The following is a 23,651-nucleotide window of genomic DNA, read 5'->3' on the forward strand; positions in this document are numbered from 1 at the left end:
TCTACATCGCCGGCACCGGTGTCGCGCGTGGCTACCGCAACCGTACGTCGCTGACTGCCGAGCGCTTCCTCGCCGATCCGTTCGCCGACGACGGCTCGCGGATGTATCGCACCGGTGACCGGGCTCGGTGGCGGGCCGATGGTCTGGTCGAGTTCCTGGGGCGGGTCGACGACCAAGTGAAGGTGCGCGGGTTCCGGATCGAGCCGGGTGAGGTCGAAGCTGTTCTGGCTGCGCATCCTGGCGTGTCGTCCGCTGTGGTCGTCGCCGATGGCGAGGGCGGCGATCGGCGCCTGGTGGCCTACCTGGTCCCCGCCGATCCGGACGCGGGACTTCCCGCTGTCAGTGAGCTGCGAGCCTTCACCGGCCGCGGGCTGCCGGACCACATGGTCCCTGCGGTGTTCGTCGAGATCTCGGCGATTCCGCGCACCCCCAACGGCAAAATCGATCGCAAAGCCCTGCCGGCTCCCGACGGCGTCCGCCCCGATCTGACCGCCGGGTTCGCAGCGCCCTCGACCCCCACTGAGGAACTCCTGGCCGGCATCTGGGCCGAAGTCCTGGGTCTGGATCGGGTCGGCGTGTCCGACGACTTCTTCGATCTCGGTGGCCATTCCCTGCTGGCGACGCGCGTCGTGTCCCGCATCCGCGCCGTCCTCGGCGTCGAGATCGCCCTCGCCGACCTGTTCGATCAGCCCACCGTCACCGGCCTGGCCCGGGTCGTCGAAACCGCCGGATCGGCGCCCTCGGCCCCGCCGATCGTGCCGGTGGCCCGGACCGGCTCGGTGCCGCTGCCGTTGTCGTTCGCCCAGCAGCGGCTCTGGTTCCTGCACCGGCTGGACCCGGCGTCCGTGGAGTACAACATCCCGCTCGGGCTGCGCTTCTCGGGCGACCTGGACGTCGCGGCTCTGAGCTCGGCGTTGGACGCGGTCGTCGAGCGCCACGAGGTGTTGCGGACGCGCCTCGTCGCCGATGACGCGGACGGGATCGCCTACCAAGTCGTCGATCCGCCGAGCGGTTTCGGACTGCGGGTGACGGACCTGTCGGCCGAGCCCGATCCGCTGGTTGCCGCAGCTGGTCTGGCGGCGGCCGACGCGGTTGTTCCGTTCGACCTCGCCGCCGGGCCGCTGGTTCGCGGCACCTTGCTGCGTCTCGGGCCGGATGATCACGTGCTGAGCCTGTGCATGCATCACGTCGTCTCCGACGAGTGGTCCGCGGTGATCCTGCGTCGCGAGCTCGCAGCCCTCTACGACGCGTTCCGTCAGGGTCGGCCCTCGCCGCTGGCGCCGTTGGCCGTGCAGTACGCCGATTTCGCGGTGTGGCAGCGGGAATGGCTGACGGGTTCGGTCCTCGACGCGCAACTCGGCTACTGGAAGAACCAGCTGGCCGGTGCGGCGACCCTGGAGCTGCCGACCGATTGGCCGCGTCCGGTGGTCCGCTCGACCTCGGGCGATCTGGTGCGGTTCCAGGTCCCGCCGGAGATCGTCGAGCGGCTGCGGGCGCTGTCCCGGGAGACCGGCGCGACGATGTTCATGACGTTGTTCGCGGCGTTCACGGTCCTGCTGTCGCGCTACTCCGGTCAGGACGACATTGTGGTCGGCACCCCGGTCGCGAACCGGAACCGCGCCGAGACCGAAGATCTGATCGGGTTCTTCGTCAATACCCTGGTACTGCGTACCGATCTCTCCGACGATCCGACGTTCACCGATCTGCTGGCCCGCGTGCGCGGCGCGGCGCTGAACGCCTACGACCATCAGGACCTGCCGTTCGAACAGTTGGTGGAGGCCCTCGGGGTGGGCCGCGAGCGCTCTCGGACACCGCTGTTCCAAGTGCTGTTCAACTACGCCCAGTCCGGCGCCGAGGAGAGCACCGCTGATGAGAGCGACGGCGGTGACGCGGCCGACCTGGATTCCGCGTCGGCGATCCCCGCGAAGTACGACCTCGCGCTGAGCCTGGCAGACGGTGATGGCTTGTCCGGTGCGCTGGTCTACAGCACAGGACTCTTCGACCGGTCGACCGTCGAGCGCATGGCCGGGCACCTGGTGGGGCTGCTCGGCTCGGTGGCCGGCGACGCCGGGACGCGGGTGTCGGAGTTGGCGATTCTCGACGGACCGGAGCGTCACAGGATTCTGACCGAGTGGAATGCCACTTCTGCGTTGGTTCCGGGTGTGGGTGGTGTGCATGAGTTGATTTCGGCTCGGGCGGTGGAGTGCCCGAGCGTGCTGGCGGTGGTGTGTGGTGATGTGTCGCTGAGCTATGCGGAGTTGGAGGCGTCTTCGAATCGTCTTGCTCGTCATCTTCGGGGTTTGGGTGTGGGTGTGGGTTCGGTGGTGGGTCTGTGTTTTGGGCGGGGTGTGGAGATGGTGGTGTCGGTGTTGGCGGTGTGGAAGGCGGGGGGTGCTTATGTGCCGTTGGATCCGGAGTATCCGGGTGATCGGTTGGCTTTTATGGTGGCGGATAGTGGTGTGTCGGTGGTGGTGGGGTGTCGTGGGGTGGCGCCGGATTTCGTGGCGGATCAGGGGGCTGTTGCTGTTTGGCTGGATGATCCGCTGATGCAGTTGACGCTTGAGGGGTTGTCTTCGACGCCACTTGAGGTTCCGGTGTTGCCGGGTCAGGTTGCTTATGTGATTTATACGTCGGGTTCGACGGGTGTGCCGAAGGGGGTGGTGGTTCCGCATGGTGGGTTGGTGAATTTGGTGGTGGGTTTGGGTTCGGCGTTTGGGGTGGGTGTGGGTGATGGGGTGTTGCAGTTTGTGTCGTTTGGTTTTGATGGTTTGGCTTCGGATGTGGCGAACGTCCTGTCGGCGGGTGGGACGTTGGTGGTGGCGAGTGCCGAGCAGCGTAGTGATCCTTCTCTGTTGGCGGCGCTGGTTCGGGACGCTGATGTGCGGGTGGCGTGTGTGCCGTCGTCGTTGTTGGGGGTGTTGGATCCGGTCAGTGTTCCGAGTCTGCGGTCGTTGATTTGTGGTGCGGAGCCGATGGGTCCGGAGGTGGCGGGGGCGTGGAGTTCGCGGGTGCGTTTGGTGCATGCGTATGGTCCGACTGAGACGACGGTGATTTCGTCGTTTTTTGTGTGTGATGCCGTGGTGGACCGTGTGCCGCCGGTGGGGCGTCCGATTTCGAATACGCAGATGTATGTGGTGGATCGGTTTTTGCGGCCGGTGCCTGCCGGGGTTGGTGGCGAGTTGTGTATTGCGGGGGCTGGCCTGGCCCAGGGTTATCACGATCGTGCGGTGTTGACGGCGGAGCGTTTCGTGGCTGATCCGTTTGCTGCTGATGGTTCGCGGATGTATCGCACTGGTGATTTGGTGCGGTGGCTTGGTGATGGCCAGTTGGAGTTTTTGGGCCGGGTTGATGAGCAGGTGAAGGTCCGCGGCTTCCGCATCGAACTCGGTGAAGTCGAAGCCGCGCTCGCGGCCCATCCCGGGATCGGATCCGTGGTGGTGGCGGCGTTCGGCCCGCCGGAAGCCAAGAAGCTGGTGGCGTATCTGGTGCCGTCCGATCAGGATGCGGGCATCCCCCCGATCGCCGTGCTGCGGTCCTTCGCCGGGGAGCGGTTGCCGGACTACATGGTTCCAGCCGTGTTCCTGGAGCTGGCATCGCTGCCGTTGTCGGCGAACGGGAAGGTCGATCGCAAGGCGCTGCCGGTTCCCGAGGGTGTCCGTCCGGAACTGGAGGCGTACCGGGCGCCGTCGACGCCGGCCGAGGAGCTCCTCGCCGGGATTTGGGCTGAGGTGTTGGGGCTGGATCGGGTGGGGGTGGGCGACGGGTTTTTTGATCTGGGTGGGCATTCGTTGTTGGCGACGCGGGTGGTGTCGCGGATCCGGGTGGTGTTCGGGGTCGAGGTGGCGTTGGCTTCGTTGTTCGACGAGCCGACGGTGGCGGGGCTGGCCGCGGTCATTGAGCGCGCGGGGTTCGGCTCCGAGGCCGGATCGGCTTCCGTTCCGCCGCTGGTGCCGGTAGCCCGTGATGGCTCGGTGTCGTTGCCTCTGTCGTTTGCGCAGCAGCGGCTGTGGTTCCTGGACCAGCTGGAGCCCGGTTCGGTGGAGTACAACGTGCCGATGCCGGTGCGGTTGCCTGGCGAGCTGGACGTTCTGGCGCTGCGGGCGGCGTTGGACGAGGTCGTCGCCCGCCACGAGGTGCTGCGCACCCGCCTGGTCGAAGGGGATCGCGGCGTCCCCTATCAGATCATTGATACCTTTGGCGGGTTCGAGCTGCCGATAGTGGATCTCTCGGCCGACCCCGACCCGATGTCCGCGGCTGGGGACCTGGTGGCCGCGGACGCCGTCAGACCGTTCGACCTGGCAACCGGGCCGCTGATTCGCGGCACTCTGATCCGGCTCGGACCCGCCGACCACGTCCTGAGCCTGTGCATGCACCACGTGGTCTCGGACGAGTGGTCGGCCGGGATCCTGGAGCGCGAGCTGACGGTCCTCTACGACGCCTTCCGGCACGGGGAACCGTCCGCGCTGCCGCCGCTGACTGTCCAGTACGCGGACTTCGCAGTGTGGCAGCGGAACTGGCTGACCGGCCCGGTCCTCGACGAGCACCTCGCGTTCTGGCAGCGGCACCTGTCCGGGGCGCCGGTCCTGGAGCTGCCTGTGGACCGTCCGCGTCCGGCGGTCCGGTCCTCGGCCGGTGGACTGGTGGAGTTCCGGATTCCGGCGGAGACGTCGCAGCGCCTCCGGGCGGCCTCTCGCGACGCCGGTGCCACGATGTTCATGACCCTGTTCGCGGCCTGGACCGCGCTGCTGTCGCGCTATTCCGGCCAGGACGACGTCGTGGTCGGCACGCCGGTCGCGAACCGGAACCGGGCCGAGATCGAGGACCTGATCGGGTTCTTCGTCAACACTCTGGTGCTGCGCACCGACCTGTCCGGCGATCCGACGTTCACCGATCTGGTGAGCCGGGTCCGGCGCACGGCGCTGGCTGCCTACGCGCACCAGGACCTGCCCTTCGAACAGCTCGTCGACGTGCTGCAACCGGATCGCGACCGGTCCCGCTCCCCGCTGTTCCAGGTGCTGTTCAACTATTCGGCGCTCGAGGGCGGGACACGGGAGTCCGAGCCGGATGCGCGGTCGGAGTCGGACGCGGCGTTGTCGGGCGGAGTCCGGGCCAAGTTCGATCTGCGGCTGATGTTCTCCGACGACGACGGCGCGTTGTCCGCGGCGTTGGAGTTCAGTTCGGCCTTGTTCGATCGGTCGACGGTGGAGCGGATGGCCGGGCATCTGGTGTCGCTGCTCGATGCCGTCGCGGCCGATGCGGCGGTGCGGGTGTCGGAGCTGCCGCTGCTCACCGCCGACGAGCGCCAGGACCTGTCCGGCTGGAACGACACCGCGACGCCGGTCCCGGCGGCCGCCGGGGTGCATGAGTTGATCGCGGCTCAGGCGGTCGAACGCCCGGACGCGCCGGCAGTCGAGTTCGATGACGTGTCGTTGACGTATGCGGAGCTGGATGCGGCGTCGAATCGGTTGGCGCGGCATCTTCGGACGTTGGGTGTGGGTCCTGAGGCGGTGGTGGGGCTGTGCTTCGGGCGTGGCGTGGACATGATCGTCTCGATCGTGGCGGTGTGGAAGGCCGGTGGTACATATCTGCCGCTTGATCCGGGTTTCCCAGTGGATCGTCTGGCGTTTCTGCTTGCTGATGGCGGTGTGTCGGTGGTGGTTGGCAGTGCTGAGGCGGTGGGTGATCTGCCTGCGGGGCGGATACCGCTGGTGGTGCTGGATGACCCGTTGACCCGGATGGTGATCGATGGTGGTTCCGGAAATCCGTTGGTGGGCTCTGTGGTGCCGGATCAGGCTGCTTATGTGATCTACACCTCTGGTTCGACCGGCCGGCCGAAGGGCGTCCAGGTCACGCACCGCGGCTTGATCGACTACATCTCCGGCGTGGCCGATCGGGTCGGTATCGGCGGTGTGGGGCGTACCTACGGGTTGGTGCAGTCGGTGGTGACGGACTTCGCCAACACCATGGTGTTCACCTGCCTGGCCACCGGCGGTCGGCTACGGATCTCGGCTGATGTGCAGGGTGCTGATGTCGACTATCTGAAGATCGTCCCCTCGCATTTGGCGGCGCTGGCGACCCAAGGCAGCATGGCGGACCTGCTGCCTGCTCGAACCCTGATTCTCGGCGGCGAGGCCGCGTCCCCGGAGCTGGTCCGCTCACTGCTGGAGCAGGCCGGGGACCGGCAGATCGTCAACCACTACGGTCCGACCGAGGCCACCATCGGTGCGGCCGCCACGGTTCTCGACCCGGCCATCGTCGGCTCGGGCCCGGTGCCGATCGGTGCTCCGCTGCCGAACACACGCCTGCATGTGCTGGACCGGTCTCTGAGCCCGGTACCGGTCGGGGTGATCGGCGAGCTCTACATTGCCGGCGCCGGTATCGCGCGTGGTTACCGCAATCGTGCAGCGCTGACGGCTCAGACGTTCGTCGCCGACCCGTTCGTCGCCGATGGCTCGCGGATGTATCGCACTGGTGATCGGGCTCGGTGGCGTCCCGATGGCCGGGTCGAGTTCCTGGGCCGGGTCGACGACCAGGTGAAGGTGCGCGGCTTCCGGATCGAGCCGGGCGAGGTCGAGGCCGTCTTGGCGACGCACCCCGGCGTGTCCGCCGCCGTGGTCGTCGCCGATGGCGACGGCAGCGATCGACGCCTGGTGGCCTACCTGGTCCCCACGGATACGGACGCCGGTCTCCCCGCCATCAGTGAACTGCGAGCCTTCACCGGTTACCGGTTGCCGGACTACATGGTTCCGGCGGTGTTCGTCGAGATATCGGCGGTCCCTCGCACCCCCAACGGCAAGACCGATCGCAAGGCCCTGCCGGCCCCCGACGGCCTACGCCCCGACCTGGCCGCCGCCTTTACCGCGCCCTCCACCCCTGCCGAGAAGCTTCTTGCCGGGATCTGGGCCGAGGTGCTGGGCCTGGACCGGGTTGGCGTCACCGACGACTTCTTCGACCTCGGCGGCCACTCCCTCCTCGTCACCCAGGTCATCGCCCGCGTTCGCGCCGAGGGTTTTGACGTCGGCGTCGGCGACATCTTCTCCCAACCGACCGTCGCCGGAACGGCTCCGCTGCTCCAGGAACGGACGATCGCCACGACGACCTCCCCGACCGAACTACGGTCGGCCGTCGTCGTCCGCAGCGGTAAGGCGCTCCCCGCCCTGTTCTGCGTCCACTCCTTCACCGGTGACGTCACCGAGTTCTCCGAGCTGGCCGGCCACCTCGCCGACGGCCAGCAGTTCATCGGACTCCGCTCGCGAGGGCTGGTTGACGGCGAGCAGCCGCTGGAGACCGTCGAGGAGATGGCCGCCGCCTACCTGGAAGAGGTGGTGGCCCTCCAGCCCGAAGGCCCCTACCTCTTCGCCGCTTGGTCGATGGGCGGCTACGTCGCGGTGGAGATGGCGCGCCGACTGGTCGCGCAAGGCCGGGAAGTACCGGCGGTGTTCTTGATGGCTCCGCCGGTCCACGCCCTGCGCGGCCCGAACCTGGATCGGGATCGGGATCGGGATCGGGATCCAGACGACCGCGACGCCGCCGTGCTCGGACCTGAGGACGAACCGGGACCGGACCCCCGATCCGCGCGCGTTCGTCTGATCAATCAACAGGCTGCGATCCGCCACCGAAACGACTCGCACCGGGCCGCCGACCCCTACGACGGCCACGTTGTCCTGTTCCTCCCCGACGACGACCCCGCCGACGCCCGCCGTGCGACGGTTCGGCAGTGGCGGTCCCTGCTGCGGCGCGAGCCGGAGATCGTGCCGGTGCCGCAGGGGCACTTCACCGTGATCCACGACGATGCCGCGGCCGCGATCGGCAAGCGGTTGAGCGCCGACATCGCCCGGCATCGCTGACCCCGGAGGTCCACTGTGCTTTCCGAATCGAAGCAGGAGCTGCTGCGGCGGCGGTTGGGCGGGGCCCGCACCACTGCGGTCGCGAAGGTGCGGCGCCGCCCCGAGGGCTTGTCGCCGGTGCCGTTGTCGTTCGCGCAGCAGCGGTTGTGGTTCCTGGACCGCTTGGAGCCGGGGTCGGCGGAGTACGCGATGCCGGTCGGGCTGCGGCTGACCGGCGAACTGGACGTCGCCGCGCTGCGGGCGGCTCTCGACACGATCGTCGAACGCCACGAGGTGTTACGGACCCGTCTGGTGGCCGCCGCCGACGGCGTGGCCTGTCAGGTCGTCGACGAGCCGGCCGGCTTCGCCCTGGTGGAGCTGGACGTCGGTGACGCCGCCGATCCCGTCGCGGCGGCCGGTGACCTCGTCGCCGCCGACGCGGTCGCCCCCTTCGACCTGGCCGCCGGGCCATTGATTCGCGGCACTCTGATCCGCCTCGGGCCCGACGATCATGTCCTGAGCCTGTGCCTGCACCACGTGGTCTCGGACGAGTGGTCGGCGGGGATTCTGCGGCGCGAGCTCACCGTTCTCTTCGAGTCGTTCGCCAAGGGCGAGCCGTCGCCGCTGCCGCCGTTGCCGGTCCAGTACGCCGACTTCGCGGTATGGCAGCGGAACCGGATGACCGGCCCGGTGTTGGACGAGCAGTTGGCGTACTGGCGCGAGCGGCTCGCCGGCGCCAGGCCGCTGGAGCTGCCCGCCGACCGGACGCGTCCGGCGTCGCGCTCGCACGCCGGCGGCGTCGTGGAGTTCCAGGTCCCGGCGGCCACGGCCGATCGGCTGCGGGCGTTGTCCCGGGACGCCGGGGCGACGATGTTCATGACGCTGCTCGCGTCGTTCACTGCGCTGCTGTCGCGCTACTGCGGCCAGGACGACATCGTGGTCGGCACGCCGCTGGCCGACCGGAACCGGGCCGAGACCGAGGACCTGATCGGGCTGTTCCTCAACACACTGGTTCTGCGCGCGGATCTGAGCGGCGACCCGACGTTCGCGGAGGTGCTGGGCCGGGTCCGTGCCGCGTCGCTCGGCGCCTTCGAGCACCAGGATCTGCCGTTCGAGCAGTTGGTGGAGGCGTTGCAGCCGGAGCGGGACCGGTCGCGGTCGGCGTTGTTCCAGGTGATGTTCGACTACGGCGTCGGCGATGCCGAGCCGCTGCGGCTCGCGGGGTTGGACGTCGTGGCGTTCGGCGCCGCACCGGAGGTGTCGAAGTTCGACCTGACGCTGGGGATGCTGGAGTCGGGTGATGGTGGTCTGAGTGGGTCGGTGAAGTACGGCACTGCGTTGTTCGACGTGTCGCGGATGGAGCGGTTGGCCGGGCATCTGTTGATGGTGCTGGAGGCAGTGGCCGGTGACGCGGAGCTGCGTGTATCGGAGCTGCCGGTGCTTACTGGTGGTGAGCGCCGGGCGTTGGCCGGTTGGAACGCTACTGATGAGCAGCTTCCTGGTGTTGGCGGTGTTCATGGGTTGATTGCGGGTCAGGCGCTGCGTCGTCCGGATCGGGTCGCGGTGGAGTGTGGCGGCGATGTTGTGACCTATGCGGAGTTGGATCTGCGGGCGAATCGGTTGGCGCACCGGCTGCGCGGGCTGGGTGTGGGTGCTGAGTCGGTGGTGGGTTTGTGTGTGGGGCGGGGTGTGGATCTCGTTGTGGCGTGTTTGGCGGTGTGGAAGGCCGGTGGGGCATTTCTTCCGCTGGATGCTGATTATCCGGTGGATCGGTTGTCGTTCATGCTGGCCGACTCTGGGGCGTCGTTGCTGGTCGGGCACCGGTCGATCGTGCCGGACAGTGTGGCCGAGCAGGTTTCTGCGGCGGTGTGGCTTGATGATCCGGAGGTTGTGGCGCGGATCGCGGCGGAGCCGTCGACCGCTTTGTCTGTCGCGACTTGGCCGGATCAGGCTGCTTATGTGATCTACACCTCGGGGTCGACGGGTCGGCCTAAGGGTGTGGTGGTGTCGCAGGGTTCGTTGCTGAATCTGCTCGCCTCGATGGCTGGTCGTCCGGGTTTGTCGTCGGGTGATGTGGCTGTGGCGGTGACGACGTTCGGGTTTGATATCGCTGGTCTGGAGTTGTTCGGGCCGCTGACCGTGGGGGCGCGGTTGGTGGTGGCCGAGTCGCCGCAAGCGGTGCCTTCGCTGCTTGCGGCGACTGGTGCTGGTTGGGTGCAGGGGACGCCGTCGACGTGGCGGATGCTGCTGGATGATGGTTGGGTTCCGTCGCCGGGCCTGCGGGTGTTGTGTGGTGGTGAGGCGCTGCCGCCGAGTCTGGCTGATGGGCTGGTTGGCGCCGGTGTCGAGTTGTGGAACATGTACGGCCCGACCGAGACCACGATCTGGTCCTCCTGCGCCGAGGTCACCTCCGGTGAAGCAGTCTCGCTTGGCCATCCCATAGCCAACACGCGCCTCCACGTCTTGGACCGTCATCTGAACCCGGTGCCGGTCGGGGTGACCGGCGAGTTGTTCATCTCCGGTTCCGGCCTGGCTCGCGGATACCACGACCGTGCGGCTCTGACGGCGGAGCGATTCGTCCCGGATCCGTTCGGCGCCGATGGTTCCCGGATGTATCGCGCTGGCGATCTGGTGCGCCGGCGTGCCGATGGCGCGTTGGAGTTCCTGGGCCGGATCGATGAGCAGGTGAAGGTCCGCGGCTTCCGGATCGAGCCCGGCGAGATCGAGGCGGCACTGACCTCGCACCCAGGTGTGTCGTCCGCTGTGGTCGTTGCTCACGGCGACGTCGGCGATCGGCTGGTGGCTTACCTCGTTCCGGCCGATGCGGGCACGGGCATTCCGACTGTCAGCGAACTGCGGGGGTTCGTAGGACAGCGGCTGCCCGAGTACATGATCCCGGCAGTGCTCGTCGAGCTGTCGGAGATCCCGCGCACGCCGAACGGCAAGGTCGATCGCAAGGCCCTGCCGACGCCCGATGGTATGCGGCCGGAGACGACATCCGCGTTCACCGCGCCGTCCACCCCCGTCGAGGAGCTGCTCGCCGGGATCTGGGCCGAGGTTCTGGGCCTGGACCGGGTCGGCGTCACCGATGACTTCTTCGACCTCGGCGGCCACTCGCTCCTCGCGACCCGCGTCGTATCGCGCATTCGCGCCGTCCTGGACGTCGAGATCCCGCTCGCCACTCTGTTCGACGACCCGACCGTGACCGGCCTCGCCGCCGCGATCGACGCCACCGTGATCGATACCGCCGCCGGGCCGTCGTCCGTCGCGCCGCCGATCACGCCGGTCGACCGCGCCGGTCGGTCGCTGCCGCTGTCGTTCGCCCAGCAGCGCTTGTGGTTCCTGGACCGGCTGGAGCCCGGGTCGGCGGAGTACAACCTCCCCGCCGAGCTGCGGTTCACCGGCGAGTTGGACGTCCCGGCGCTGCGGGCGGCGTTCGACGCGGTTCTGGAACGGCACGAGGTGCTGCGCAGCCGCCTGGTCGCCGGGGCCGACGGGATACCCCATCAGGTCGTCGACCCCGCCGCCGGGTTCGCTCTGGCGGAGCTGGACGTGAGCGACGCGGCCGATCCGGTCGCCGCGGCCGGTGAGGCGATCGTCGCCGACGCCGTGACGCCGTTCGACCTGGCGGCCGGGCCGCTGATGCGCGGCACCTTGATCCGTCTGGGATCCGAGGACCACGTCCTGAGCCTGTGCCTGCACCATGTGGTGTGCGACGAGTGGTCGGTCAGGATCCTGCGTCATGAGCTGACGTCCTTGTATGAGGCGTTCCGTGCCGGTCGGCCGTCGCCGCTGGCGCCGTTGCCGGTGCAGTATGCGGACTTCGCGGTCTGGCAACGGGATTGGCTGTCCGGGTCGGTTCTCGACACGCAGCTCGCCTACTGGCGCGCGCGGCTGGCCGAAGCGCCGTCCCTGGACCTGCCGCTGGACCACCCTCGTCCGCCGATCCGCTCCTCGGCCGGCGCCCTGCTGGAGTTCCGTATCCCACCGGAGACGGTCGAACTGTTGCGTGCGGTCTCCCGGACCTGCGGCGCGACGATGTTCATGACCTTGTTCGCCGCCTACTCCGCGCTGCTGTCGCGCTACTCCGGCCAGGAGGACATCGTCGTCGGCACGCCGGTCGCGAACCGGAACCGGGCCGAGACCGAGGACCTGATCGGGTTCTTCGTCAACACCCTGGTTCTCCGCACCGACCTGTCCGGCGACCCGACGTTCGCCGACCTGGTGAGCCGGGTCCGTAGGACGACGCTCGGTGCGTACGACCGCCAGGACCTGCCGTTCGAGCAGCTGGTCGACGCGCTCCAGCCCGAGCGCGACCGGTCGCGGACCCCGCTGTTCCAGGCGGTGTTCAACTACGATCCCGAGGCCCGGGAAGACGGCACGCACAAGGCCTCCGACCACGCCGCCAACCCCGACAGCGCCAACACCGACCACGCCGACAGCGCCGCCAACAGCTCGGACAGCTCCGCGCTGCCGTTGTCGGTCCTCGCGGCGAAAGCCGACCTGACGCTCCGACTGGCCGAGACCGCGGACGGATCACTGGCCGGCGAGCTGGAGTACAGCAGCGTCCTGTTCGACGCCTCCAGCATCGAGCGGATGCTCGCACATCTGATCGCGCTCCTGGACGCGGCAGCGACCGGTCCGCAGACACGGGTGTCCGACCTGCCGATGCCGACCTCGGACGAGCGCCGCAGGATGCTGACCGACTGGAACGACACCGCGATCGAGATCCCGCATGTGGACGGGGTTCATCAGCTGATCACCGCTCACAGTGTTGCGACGCCGGATGCGGTCGCAGTGGTGTGCGACGGCGTGTCGTTGACGTATGCGGAGCTCGACGCGGCGTCGAATCGGCTGGCGCATCATTTGCGGGCGTTCGGTGTGGGTGCTGAGGCGGTGGTGGGGCTGTGTCTGGGTCGTGGTGTGGACATGGTGGTGGCGGTGGTGGCTGTGTGGAAGGCGGGTGGTGCGTATCTGCCGCTCGATCCGGCGTATCCGGTGGACCGGTTGTCGTTCATGCTGGCCGATGCCGGGGTGTCGGTGGTGATCGGCGACGCCGACGGGGTCGGCGATCTGCCCGCGGGGCGGATTCCGGTGGTGGTGGTCGACGATCCGGTCACGAAACTGGTGATCGAGTCCGGGCCGTCATCGGTTCCTGAGGTGTCGGTGCTGCCGGATCAGGCTGCTTATGTGATCTACACCTCTGGTTCGACCGGTCGGCCGAAGGGTGTGCAGTTGGGTCATCGGGGTTTGGTGAGTTTGGTTGGTGCGCAGCGTGCTGTGTTGGGTGTGGGTGGTGGTTCGGATGTGGTGTTGGGGTTTGCGCCGTTTACGTTTGATGCCTCGGTGTGGGAGTTGGTGATGGCTCTGGGCTGGGGTGGTTGTTTGGTGGTGGCTTCGGAGCAGGAGCGGAGCGAGCCGAGCCGGTTGGCCGGGTTGGTTGCCGAAGCGGGTGTGACGGTGGCGACGGTGCCGCCTTCTCTGCTGGGGGTGCTTCAGCCTGCTGATCTGGCTGGTGTGCGGGTGTTGGTGACCGCTGGGGAACGTCTGAGTTCTGAGTTGGCGGCGAGCTGGTCGGCGGGGCGCCGCTTGTTCAATGCGTATGGTCCGACTGAGGTCACGGTGTGTGCGTCCGTCGCGCAGTGCGATCCGGATGACGGTACGGCTCCGCCGATAGGCGGTCCGATCGGCAACGTCCAGGTCTACGTGCTGGATCGGCATCTGAGTCCGGTGCCGGTTGGTGTGGCGGGGGAGTTGTTCGTTGCCGGAGCCGGTCTGGCACGTGGCTACCGTCATCGTGCGGCGCTGACATCCGAGCGGTTTGTCGCTGATCCTTTCGCGGGTGATGGTTCGCGGATGTATCGCACTGGTGATGTGGTCCGCTGGCGCGTGGACGGTCAGCTGGAGTTCCTGGGCCGTGCCGACAAGCAGCTGAAGGTCCGCGGCTTCCGCATCGAACCCGGCGAGATCGAGGCGGTACTGACCACCCATCCCGGGGTGCGCGCGGCCGTCGTCACCGACACCGCCGGCGCCGGGGATCAGCGGCTGGTGGCCTACCTGGTTCCGGCCGACGCGGGCACGGGCATCCCGACCACCAGCGAGCTGCGCGGCTTCGCAGGGCAGCGGCTGCCCGAGCACATGCTCCCCGCGGTGTTCGTCGAGCTGTCCGAGCTCCCGCTGACCGCCAACGGAAAGGTCGACCACGGCGCCCTGCCGGCCCCCGACGGCGCCCGTCCCGAACTCGCCGACCGGTTCGTGGCCCCCCGCACCCGAACCGAACAGCTGCTGGCCGAGGTCTGGGCGGACGTCCTCGGGCTGGACCGGGTCGGCGTCGAGGACAACTTCTTCGATCTCGGCGGCGACTCCATCATCAGCATCCAGGTGGTGGCCCGGGCCCGCGCCCGCGGCCTCCGTGTCACGCCGCCGCAGATGTTCGAGCACCAGACGATCGCCCGGCTCGCCACCGTCGCGGAGCAGGACGGCCCCGCCGACGCCGACCAGGGCCCGGTGCTCGGAGAGTACCCGCTGTCCCCGATCCAGCACTGGTTCTTCCAGCGCCGGCTTCCCGAACCGGCGCACTACAACCAGACCCTGCTGCTGGAGATCGCCGAACGGCTCGATCCGGAGGTCCTCCGGACCGCCGTGGACGCGCTGGTCGACCACCACGACGTTCTCCGCTCGCGGTTCTACCGGGTAGGCGACGCCTGGGGTGCCCGCATCGTGACAGGGTCCGACGATCCCCTGTGGACGTTCGAGGTCGCCACCTCGGACCCGGACACTGCGGCCGACGCCTTCATCGAGGCCAAGGCCACCGAAGCGCAGACCGGCCTCGACCTCGAACACGGCCCGCTGATCCGCTTCGTCCTGTTCGACCGCGGCGCATCCGGCCACCTGCTGCTCGTCGTGGTGCACCACGTCGTGATGGACGGCGTCTCGTCCCGGATCCTGCTGGAGGACCTGGCGCTCGCCTACGACCAGGCGGAGCGGGGGCAGCCGGTCCGGCTCCCGGCGAAGACCACCTCGTTCCCCCAGTGGTCGACGCGCCTGGGCGAACTGGCGAACTCGGCCGAGGCGAACGTCGAGGCCGGATATTGGCGCACGGTGTCCGGCGCGGGACGGCCGCTGCCCCGCGACCGCGACGGCGTGAACACCATCGCGTCGACCCGACACGTCCGCCTCGCGCTGAGTGCTGAGCAGACGTTACGCCTGCTCCACACAGTGCCGCAGGCCTACCGCACCCAGATCAACGACGTCCTGCTCACCGCGCTCGGCACCGTCCTCACCGCGTGGAGCGGCGATCCGGCGGTGCTGGTCGACGTGGAGGGCCACGGCCGCGAGGACCTCGGCGCCGACGTCGACGTGTCGCGCACTGTCGGATGGTTCACGAGCCTGTTCCCCGTTGCGCTCGCCGCAGCTCCCTCGGATGCGGACCCGGGCATCGCCCTGCGCCGCACGAAGGAGTATCTGCGTGCGGTTCCCCGCCACGGGCTCGGATACGGCCTGCTGCGCTATCTGACCGACACCGCGATGACCGACGCGATCCGCGCCGAAGTGAGCTTCAACTACCTGGGTCAGTTCGACCTGGCATCCGGCCGGAGCGCCACCCGCTTCGCGCGCATCGACGGCTCGATCGGCGACAGCCGGTCGTCGGAAGGCCTGCGAACCCACCTGATCGAGATCAACAGCCAAGTGGCAGCCGGACGGCTCACGCTCGACTGGTCCTATTCGGATCAGCTCCACGACGAGCCGACCGTCCTGGCGCTCGCCCACGGGTATCTCGCCGCACTCAATACCCTGATAGACCACTGCTGCACGCCCGGAGCCGGCGGCTTCACCCCCTCGGACTTCCCGCTGGCCGGACTCGACCAGGCCGCCCTGGACTCCGTCGTCGAACGCCACCCGTCCCCGATCGAGGACCTCTACCCGCTGACCGCGTCGCAGCAAGGGATGCTGTTCCACACCCGGCTCGCCCCGGGCTCCGGCGTCTACTGGGTGCAGCAGGCGCTGCTGGTGGAAGGCGAACTGGATCCGGAAGTCTTCCGCCGGGCGTGGGAGTGGGTGTTCGCGCGGCACGCGGTGCTGCGGACCACCGTCGTCTGGGACGCGGCTCCGGAACCGCTGTCCGTGGTGTCCGTCCCGGGCGGAGTGCCGCTCGACGTGTGGGACTGGTCGGATCTCGGCGAGGCCGAACGAGACGCGGCGCTCGCCCGCCATCTCGAACAGGACCGGCTGCGGGGTCCCGACTTCGGCCGGCCGACACTGGTCCGGATCGCGCTGATCCGCTGGGCCGATCGGCGCTTCCAGATGGTGTGGAGCTACCACCACCTGCTGATGGACGGCTGGAGTGTGCCCATCGTCCTCGGCGATCTGGTCGACGCCTACCGCGCGTTCCTGCGCGGCGCCCAGCCCCGGGCCGTCGCGCGCCGGTCTTTCCGCGAGCATGTCTCCTGGACCTCGGGCCAGGACTTGGACGCGGCGCGGGACTACTGGCAGGAGCGTCTGCGCGGAATCAGCGCCGCCACGACACTGCAAGTGGACCGGACCGATCGAACTGATCGAACTGATCGAACTAGAGCCGGCTCGGATCCGGCGGGGGAGCAGGAGTTCCGCGACCACCGGGCCCAGCTGTCCCGGGCGGACACCGCGGCACTCGCCGAGTTCACCCGCCGCCACCGGATTACCCCGAACACCGTGGTCCAAGGCGCCTGGGCGGTCCTCATGGCCGCCTACTCCGAACGGGACGACGTCGTGTTCGGCGTCACCACGTCAGGACGCGGCGACACCGTCGACGACGTCGAATCCGTGGTCGGGCTGCTGATCAACACCACGCCGACACGCATCCGCCTCGACCGGGACCAGCCGGTGGCGGACTGGTTGCGGCTGTTGCAGAAGGAGAACGTCGCGGCGCGCGCCTTCGAGCACACCCCGCTGGTGCAGATCCAGGCGTGGAGCGAAGTCCCCAACGGCAAGCCGTTGTTCGAGTACATCTTCGTGTTCGAAAGCTACCCGGACGGCCCGCTCCAGGACGAGGGCAGGGCGGACTCCGCGGCGACCGGTCTGCGGCTGCGCGGGAGCATCTCGCGGGAACAGGCCAACTACCCGCTGACCGTCGCGGTCCGACCGGGGCCGGAGTTCGGCCTGGGCTTGTTCTACGATCGCGCGCGCTTCGACGACGACACGATCCGGCAGCTGGGGGAGCAACTGACGGGGCTCCTGCGGGCCATCGTCGAGGGCCCGGAACGGTCGGTCGGAGATCTGGGAGTGCTGGTTCCGCAGGAATACCGGCGGATGGTCGAGGAGTGGAATGCCACTTCTGTGTTGGTTCCGGGTGTGGGTGGTGTTCATGAGTTGATTTCGGCTCGGGCGGTGGAGTGCCCGGGTGTGGTGGCGGTGGTGTGTGGTGATGTGTCGCTGAGCTATGCGGAGTTGGAAGCACGTTCGAATCGTCTTGCTCGTTATCTGCGGGGTTTGGGTGTGGGTGTGGGTTCGGTGGTGGGTCTGTGTTTTGGGCGGGGTGTGGAGATGGTGGTGTCGGTGTTGGCGGTGTGGAAGGCGGGGGGTGCGTATGTGCCGTTGGATCCGGAGTATCCGGGTGATCGTTTGGCGTTTATGGTGGCGGATAGTGGTGTGTCGGTGGTGGTGGGGTGTCGTGGCGTGGCGCCGGATTTTGTCGCGGATCAGGGGGCTGTTGCTGTTTGGTTGGATGATCCGCTGGTGCAGTCGACGGTTGGGGGGTTGTCTTCGGCGCCACTTGGGGTTCCGGTGTTGCCGGGTCAGGTTGCTTATGTGATTTATACGTCGGGTTCGACGGGTGTGCCGAAGGGAGTGGTGGTTCCGCATGGTGGGTTGGTGAACTTGACGGAGGGTTTGGGTTCGGCGTTTGGGGTGGGTGTGGGTGATGGGGTGTTGCAGTTTGTGTCGTTTGGTTTTGATGGTTTGGCTTCGGATGTGGCGAACGTCTTGTCGGCGGGTGGGACGTTGGTGGTGGCCAGTGCCGAGCAGCGTAGTGATCCTTCCTTGCTGGCGGCGTTGGTGCGGGATGCCGATGTGCGGGTGGCGTGTGTGCCGTCGTCGTTGTTGGGGGTGTTGGATCCGACCAGTGTTCCGAGTTTGCGGTCGTTGATTTGTGGTGCGGAGCCGATGGGTCCGGAGGTGGCGGGGGCGTGGAGTTCACGGGTGCGTCTAGTACATGCGTATGGTCCGACTGAGACGACGGTGATTTCGTCGTTCTTCGTCTGTGATGTCGTGGTGGATCGGGTGCCGCCGGTGGGGCGTCCGATTGCGAATACGCAGATGTATGTGGTCGATCGGTATTTGCGGCCGGTTCCTGTCGGGGTTGGCGGTGAGTTGTGTATTGCGGGGGCTGGTCTGGCCCAGGGTTATCACGATCGTGCAGCGCTGACGGCCGAGCGGTTTGTCGCCGATCCGTTCGCTGCTGATGGTTCGCGGATGTATCGCACTGGTGATTTGGTGCGGTGGCTCGGGGATGGCCAGTTGGAGTTTTTGGGCCGGGTTGATGAGCAGGTGAAGGTCCGCGGCTTCCGCATCGAACTCGGCGAGGTCGAGTCGGTGTTGGCGGCCCACCCCGAGGTGGCCTCCGCCGTGGTGGCCGCGTTCGGGCCGCCGGAAGCTCAGCGGCTGGTGGGCTACGTGCTGCCGACCGATCCCGAAGTGGGCGTGCCGTCGGTGGCTGAGCTGCGCGGGTTCGTGGCGGACCGGCTGCCCGACTATATGGTCCCGGCGGCTTTCGTGGAGTTGGCGGGCCTGCCGTTGTCGGCGAACGGGAAGGTCGATCGCAAGGCGCTGCCCGTCCCTGAGGGCATCCGTCCGGAACTGGAGACGTTCACCGCGCCGTCCACCCCCGCCGAGGAGCTCCTCGCCGGGGTCTGGGCCGAAGTGCTCGGGCTGGATCGGGTCGGCGTCACCGACGACTTCTTCGACCTCGGCGGCCATTCGCTGTTGGCGACGCGTGTCGTGTCGCGTATCCGCGCGGTCTTCGACGTCGAGATTCCGCTCGCCGCCTTGTTCGACGTCCCCACTGTGTCGGGCCTGGCGGCCGCCGTCGAGAACGCCGGGTCCGGATCCACGTCCCGGCCGGCCTCCGCTCCTCCGCTGGCGCCGGTGGCCCGTGATGGTTCGGTGCCGTTGCCGTTGTCGTTTGCGCAGCAGCGGCTGTGGTTCCTGGACCAGCTGGAGCCCGGTTCGGTCGAGTACAACGTGCCGATGCCGGTGCGTCTGCCTGGCAAGCTGGACGTCCCGGCGCTGCGAGCAGCGTTGGACGAAGTCGTCGCGCGCCACGAGGTGCTGCGCACCCGCCTGCTCTCCGGCCCGGACGGGGACGCCCGCCAGGCGATTGACCCGGCTACCGGATTCGCGCTCGCCGAGCTAGACGTCAGCGCCGCCGAGGATCCGATCGTGGCGGCCGGCGAAGTGATCGCGGCTGAGGCTGTGACCCCGTTCGACCTCGCTACCGGACCGCTGATGCGTGGCACCCTCATCAGACTCGCTCCGGAGGACCACGTCCTGAGCCTGTGCCTGCACCACGTGGTCTGCGACGAGTGGTCGGCGGGGATCCTGCGGCATGAGCTGGCGGTGTTGTATGAGGCCTTCCATGCCGGGCAGCCGTCACCGTTGGCTCCGTTGCCGGTGCAGTACGCGGACTTCGCGGTGTGGCAGCGCGAACGGCTGACGGGGACCGTGGTGGAGGACCAGCTCGCCTATTGGCGGGAGCGGCTGGCCGACGCGCTGTCGCTGGAGCTGCCTCTGGACCGGCCGCGTCCGGCGATCCGGTCCTCGGCCGGTGACCTGGTGGAGTTCCAGATCCCGCCGGCGACGGCCGAGCGGCTGCGCGAACTGTCCCGGGACCGGGGCGCGACGATGTTCATGGCCCTGTTCGCCGCGTTCACGGCGCTGCTGTCGCGGTATTCCGGCCAGGAGGACATCGTCGTCGGTACGCCGGTCGCGAACCGGGGCCGCGCCGAGACCGAGGACCTGATCGGGTTCTTCGTCAATACCCTGGCACTGCGCACCGACCTGAGCGGTGATCCGAGCTTCGCCGAACTGCTGGCCCGGGTGCGGAACGCGACTCTGGAGGCCTACGCGCACCAGGATCTGCCGTTCGAACAATTGGTGGACGCGTTGGGCGTGGAGCGCGACCGGTCCCGTTCCCCGCTGTTCCAGGTGGTGTTCAACTACGTCACCGGTGACGGCGGTCGTGGTCGTGATCAGCGCCGTGCTGGCGATGGTGGCGGTGACCGTGGTTCCCAGGACACCCAGCCGATGTTGGTCCTGTCGGCCAAGGCGGATCTGACGCTGGGTTTGTCCGACACGGACGACGGCGCACTGGCCGGCGCGATCCAGTTCAGCACCCGGTTGTTCGACCGGTCGACCGTCGAGCGGATGGTGAGCGCCCTTCAGGAGCTGCTGGCCGTGGTGGTCGCGGCGCCGGAGCGTGGGCTCTCGACGCTCGCGCTCATGCCGTCGGCGGAGCGGCGGCAGGTGGTGGACGAGTGGAACGCCACCGAGATGGAGACGTCCGCGGTCTCCGGAGTGCACGACTTGATTGCCGCTCATGCTGTGGCGACTCCGGATGTGGTCGCAGTGGTCTGTGACGACGTGTCGTTGACGTATGGGGAGTTGGATGCGGCGTCGAATCGGTTGGCGCGGCATCTTCGGACGCTGGGTGTGGGTCCTGAGGCGGTGGTGGGCCTGTGCTTCGGGCGTGGTGTGGAGATGATCGTGTCGGTTGTGGCGGTGTGGAAGGCCGGTGGTGCCTATCTGCCGCTTGATCCGGGTTTCCCGGTGGATCGTCTGGCGTTTTTGCTGGCTGATGGCGGTGTGTCGGTTGTGGTCGGCAGCACGGAGGCGGTGGGTGATCTGCCTGCGGGGCGGATACCGCTGGTGGTGCTGGATGATCCGTTGACCCGGATGGTCATCGATGCCGGTTCCGGGGATCCGTTGGTGGGCTCTGTGGTGCCGGATCAGGCTGCTTATGTGATCTACACCTCCGGCTCCACTGGTCGGCCGAAGGGTGTGCAGTTGGGTCATCGGGGTTTGGTGAGCCTGGTTGGTGCGCAGCGTGCTGCGTTGGGTGTCGGCGGTGGTTCGGATGTGGTGTTGGGTTTTGCACCGTTTACGTTTGATGCCTCGGTGTGGGAGTTGGTGATGGCTCTGGGCTGGGGTGGTTGCCTGGTGGTGGCTTCCGAGCAGGAGCGGAGCGAGCCGGCGCGGTTGTCCGGGTTGGTTGCGGCTGCTGGTGTGACGGTGGCGACGGTGCCGCCTTCTCTGTTGGGGGTGCTTCAGCCTGCTGATCTGGCTGGTGTGCGGGTTTTGGTGACCGCTGGGGAGCGTCTGGGTTCTGAGTTGGCGGCGCGCTGGTCGCCGGGTCGGCGTTTGTTTAATGCTTATGGTCCGACTGAGGTCACGGTGTGTGCGTCCGTTGCGGAGTGCGATCCGGTCGACGGTATGGCTCCGCCTATCGGTGGTCCGATCGGGAACATGCGTGTGTTTGTGTTGGATCGGCATTTGAGTCCGGTGCCGGTTGGTGTGGCGGGGGAGTTGTTCGTTGCCGGGGCCGGTGTGGCGCGTGGTTATCGTCGTCGTGCGGGCCTGACGGCTGAGCGGTTTGTGGCTGATCCGTACGCGGGTGATGGTTCGCGGATGTATCGCACTGGTGATGTGGTCCGTTGGCGTGCTGATGGTCAGTTGGAGTTCCTGGGCCGTGCCGACGAGCAGGTGAAGGTCCGCGGCTTCCGCATCGAGCCCGGCGAGATCGAGGCGGTATTGATCTCGCACCCCGGGGTGTCCGCCGCAGTGGTTGTTGCCGGTGCCGGCGGTGGTGCCGATCGCGGTGGCGATCAGCGATTGGTGGCCTATCTCGTCCCGGTCGACGCCAACGCTGGCATTCCCGCTATCAGTGAATTGCGAGGGTTCGCGGGACAGCGTCTGCCCGCCTCCATGATCCCGGCGGTGTTCGTCGAGCTGTCGGAGATCCCGCGCACGCCGAACGGCAAAGTGGATCGCAAGGCCCTGCCCGCCCCCGACGGCACGCGGCCGGACCTGTCCGACACCTTCACCGCTCCGTCCACTCCCACCGAGGAACTCCTCGCCGGGATCTGGGCCGAGGTTCTGGGTCTGGACCGGGTCGGCGTCACCGACGACTTCTTCGACCTCGGCGGCCACTCGCTCCTCGCGACCCGCCTGGCCTCGCGGATCCGGACCCTGGTCGGCGTCGAGATCGCGTTGGCGACCTTGTTCGACGCTCCGACGGTCGCAGGCGTGGCCGCTGTCGTCGACGCCGCCGCTGTCGGCACCGCCGGGCCGGGAACGGTGGTCCCGCCGATCGTGCCGGTGGATCGTGGCGCCGCGACGCCGCTGCCGTTGTCGTTCGCCCAGCAGCGGTTGTGGTTCCTGGACCAGCTGGAACCGGGATCGGTCGAGTACATCGTGCCGATGCCGGTGCGGCTGGCCGGTCCGTTGGACGTCGCGGCGCTCCGTGCGGCGTTGACGGCGTTGCTCGAACGCCACGAGGTGCTGCGTACGCGGCTGACCGTGGACGGCGACGGCGAGCCGCATCAGGTCGTCGACCCGGCGTCGGCGTTCGACCTGCCGCTGGTGGACCTGGCCACCGAGGCCGACCCCGCCACCGCGGCGGCCGACGCGGTGGCCGCGGACGCGAGGACGCCGTTCGACCTGGCGGCCGGGCCGTTGATGCGCGGCACCCTGCTCCGCCTGGCACCGGACGATCATGTCCTGAGCCTGTGCCTGCACCACGTGGTCTGCGACGAGTGGTCGGCCGGGATCCTGCGCCGCGAGCTCGCGGTTCTGTATGAAGCCTGCCACGCCGGCGAGCCGTCGCCCTTGTCGCTGTTGGCGCCGCTGACCGTGCAGTACGCGGACTTCGCGGCGTGGCAGCGGGACCAGCTGACCGGTCCCGTCCTCGACAAGCAGCTCGCCTACTGGCGGGAACTCCTGTCCGGCGCACCGCTGCTGGAACTGCCTCTGGACCGGCCGCGCCCGGCGATCCGGTCCTCGGCCGGTGATCTGGCGGAGTTCCGGGTGCCGGCGGAGACGACGGAACGGCTGCGGGAGCTGTCCCGCGATGCCGGGACGACGATGTTCACGACCTTGTTCGCGGCATTCACGGTGCTGCTGTGGCGCTACACCGGTCAGGACGACATCGTGGTCGGCACGCCGGTGGCGAACCGGAACCGGGCCGAGACCGAGGACCTGATCGGGTTCTTCGTCAATACTCTGGTTCTCCGCGCCGATCTGAGCGGCGATCCGCGGTTCACCGACCTGCTGGCCGGAGTCCGCGCTCAGCTCCTGGACGCCCACGACCACCAGGACCTGCCGTTCGAGCAACTGGTCGACGCGTTGCAGCCGGACCGCGACCGGTCCCGGACCCCGCTGTTCCAGGTCATGTTCACCTACGACCAGGAAGACCTGGCCGAGCAGGCGACATTCCGTGAGATCGAGGTCTCCGGCGCGGCCGGGGTGCAGCGGGACATCGCGCTGTTCGACCTGACGCTGCACATGGCCGATCACCGTGACGGTGGGCTTCTCGGGAGCCTGGAATTCAGTGTTGATTTGTTTGATCGGTCGACGGTTGAGCGGATGGCGGGGTTGTGGGTGGAGTTGTTGGTGGCGGTTGCTGCCGGTCCTGAGTTGGTGTTGTCGGGTTTGCCGGCGGTTGGTGTTGGTGAGTTGGCGTTGGTGCGGGGTTGGAATGAGACGGCGGTGGGGTTGCCTGGGGTGGGTGGTGTGCATGAGTTGATTGCCGCGTATGTGGTGGAGCGTCCGGATGCGGTGGCGGTGGTCTGCGAT

Annotated in this window: 2 protein-coding genes (1 of these 2 only partly in view); both read left to right on the forward strand. The window is 68.1% G+C overall.

The window, feature by feature from the left end; genetic code table 11:
- Nucleotides 1-7,847: the 3' end of a non-ribosomal peptide synthase/polyketide synthase gene (locus ABD481_RS42280; protein WP_344671555.1), read on the forward strand. Its footprint begins 9,076 nt before the window's first position; 7,847 of the gene's 16,923 nt are visible here — the last part of the coding sequence; its start codon lies beyond the left edge, outside the window; the stop codon is at nucleotides 7,845-7,847.
- A gap of 15 nt (nucleotides 7,848-7,862) precedes the next feature.
- Nucleotides 7,863-23,651: non-ribosomal peptide synthase/polyketide synthase (locus tag ABD481_RS42285; protein ID WP_344671556.1), on the forward strand; the 15,789-nt coding region annotated here is incomplete at its 3' end.

This window comes from Catenulispora yoronensis (assembly GCF_039531695.1).
GTDB lineage: Bacteria > Actinomycetota > Actinomycetes > Streptomycetales > Catenulisporaceae > Catenulispora > Catenulispora yoronensis.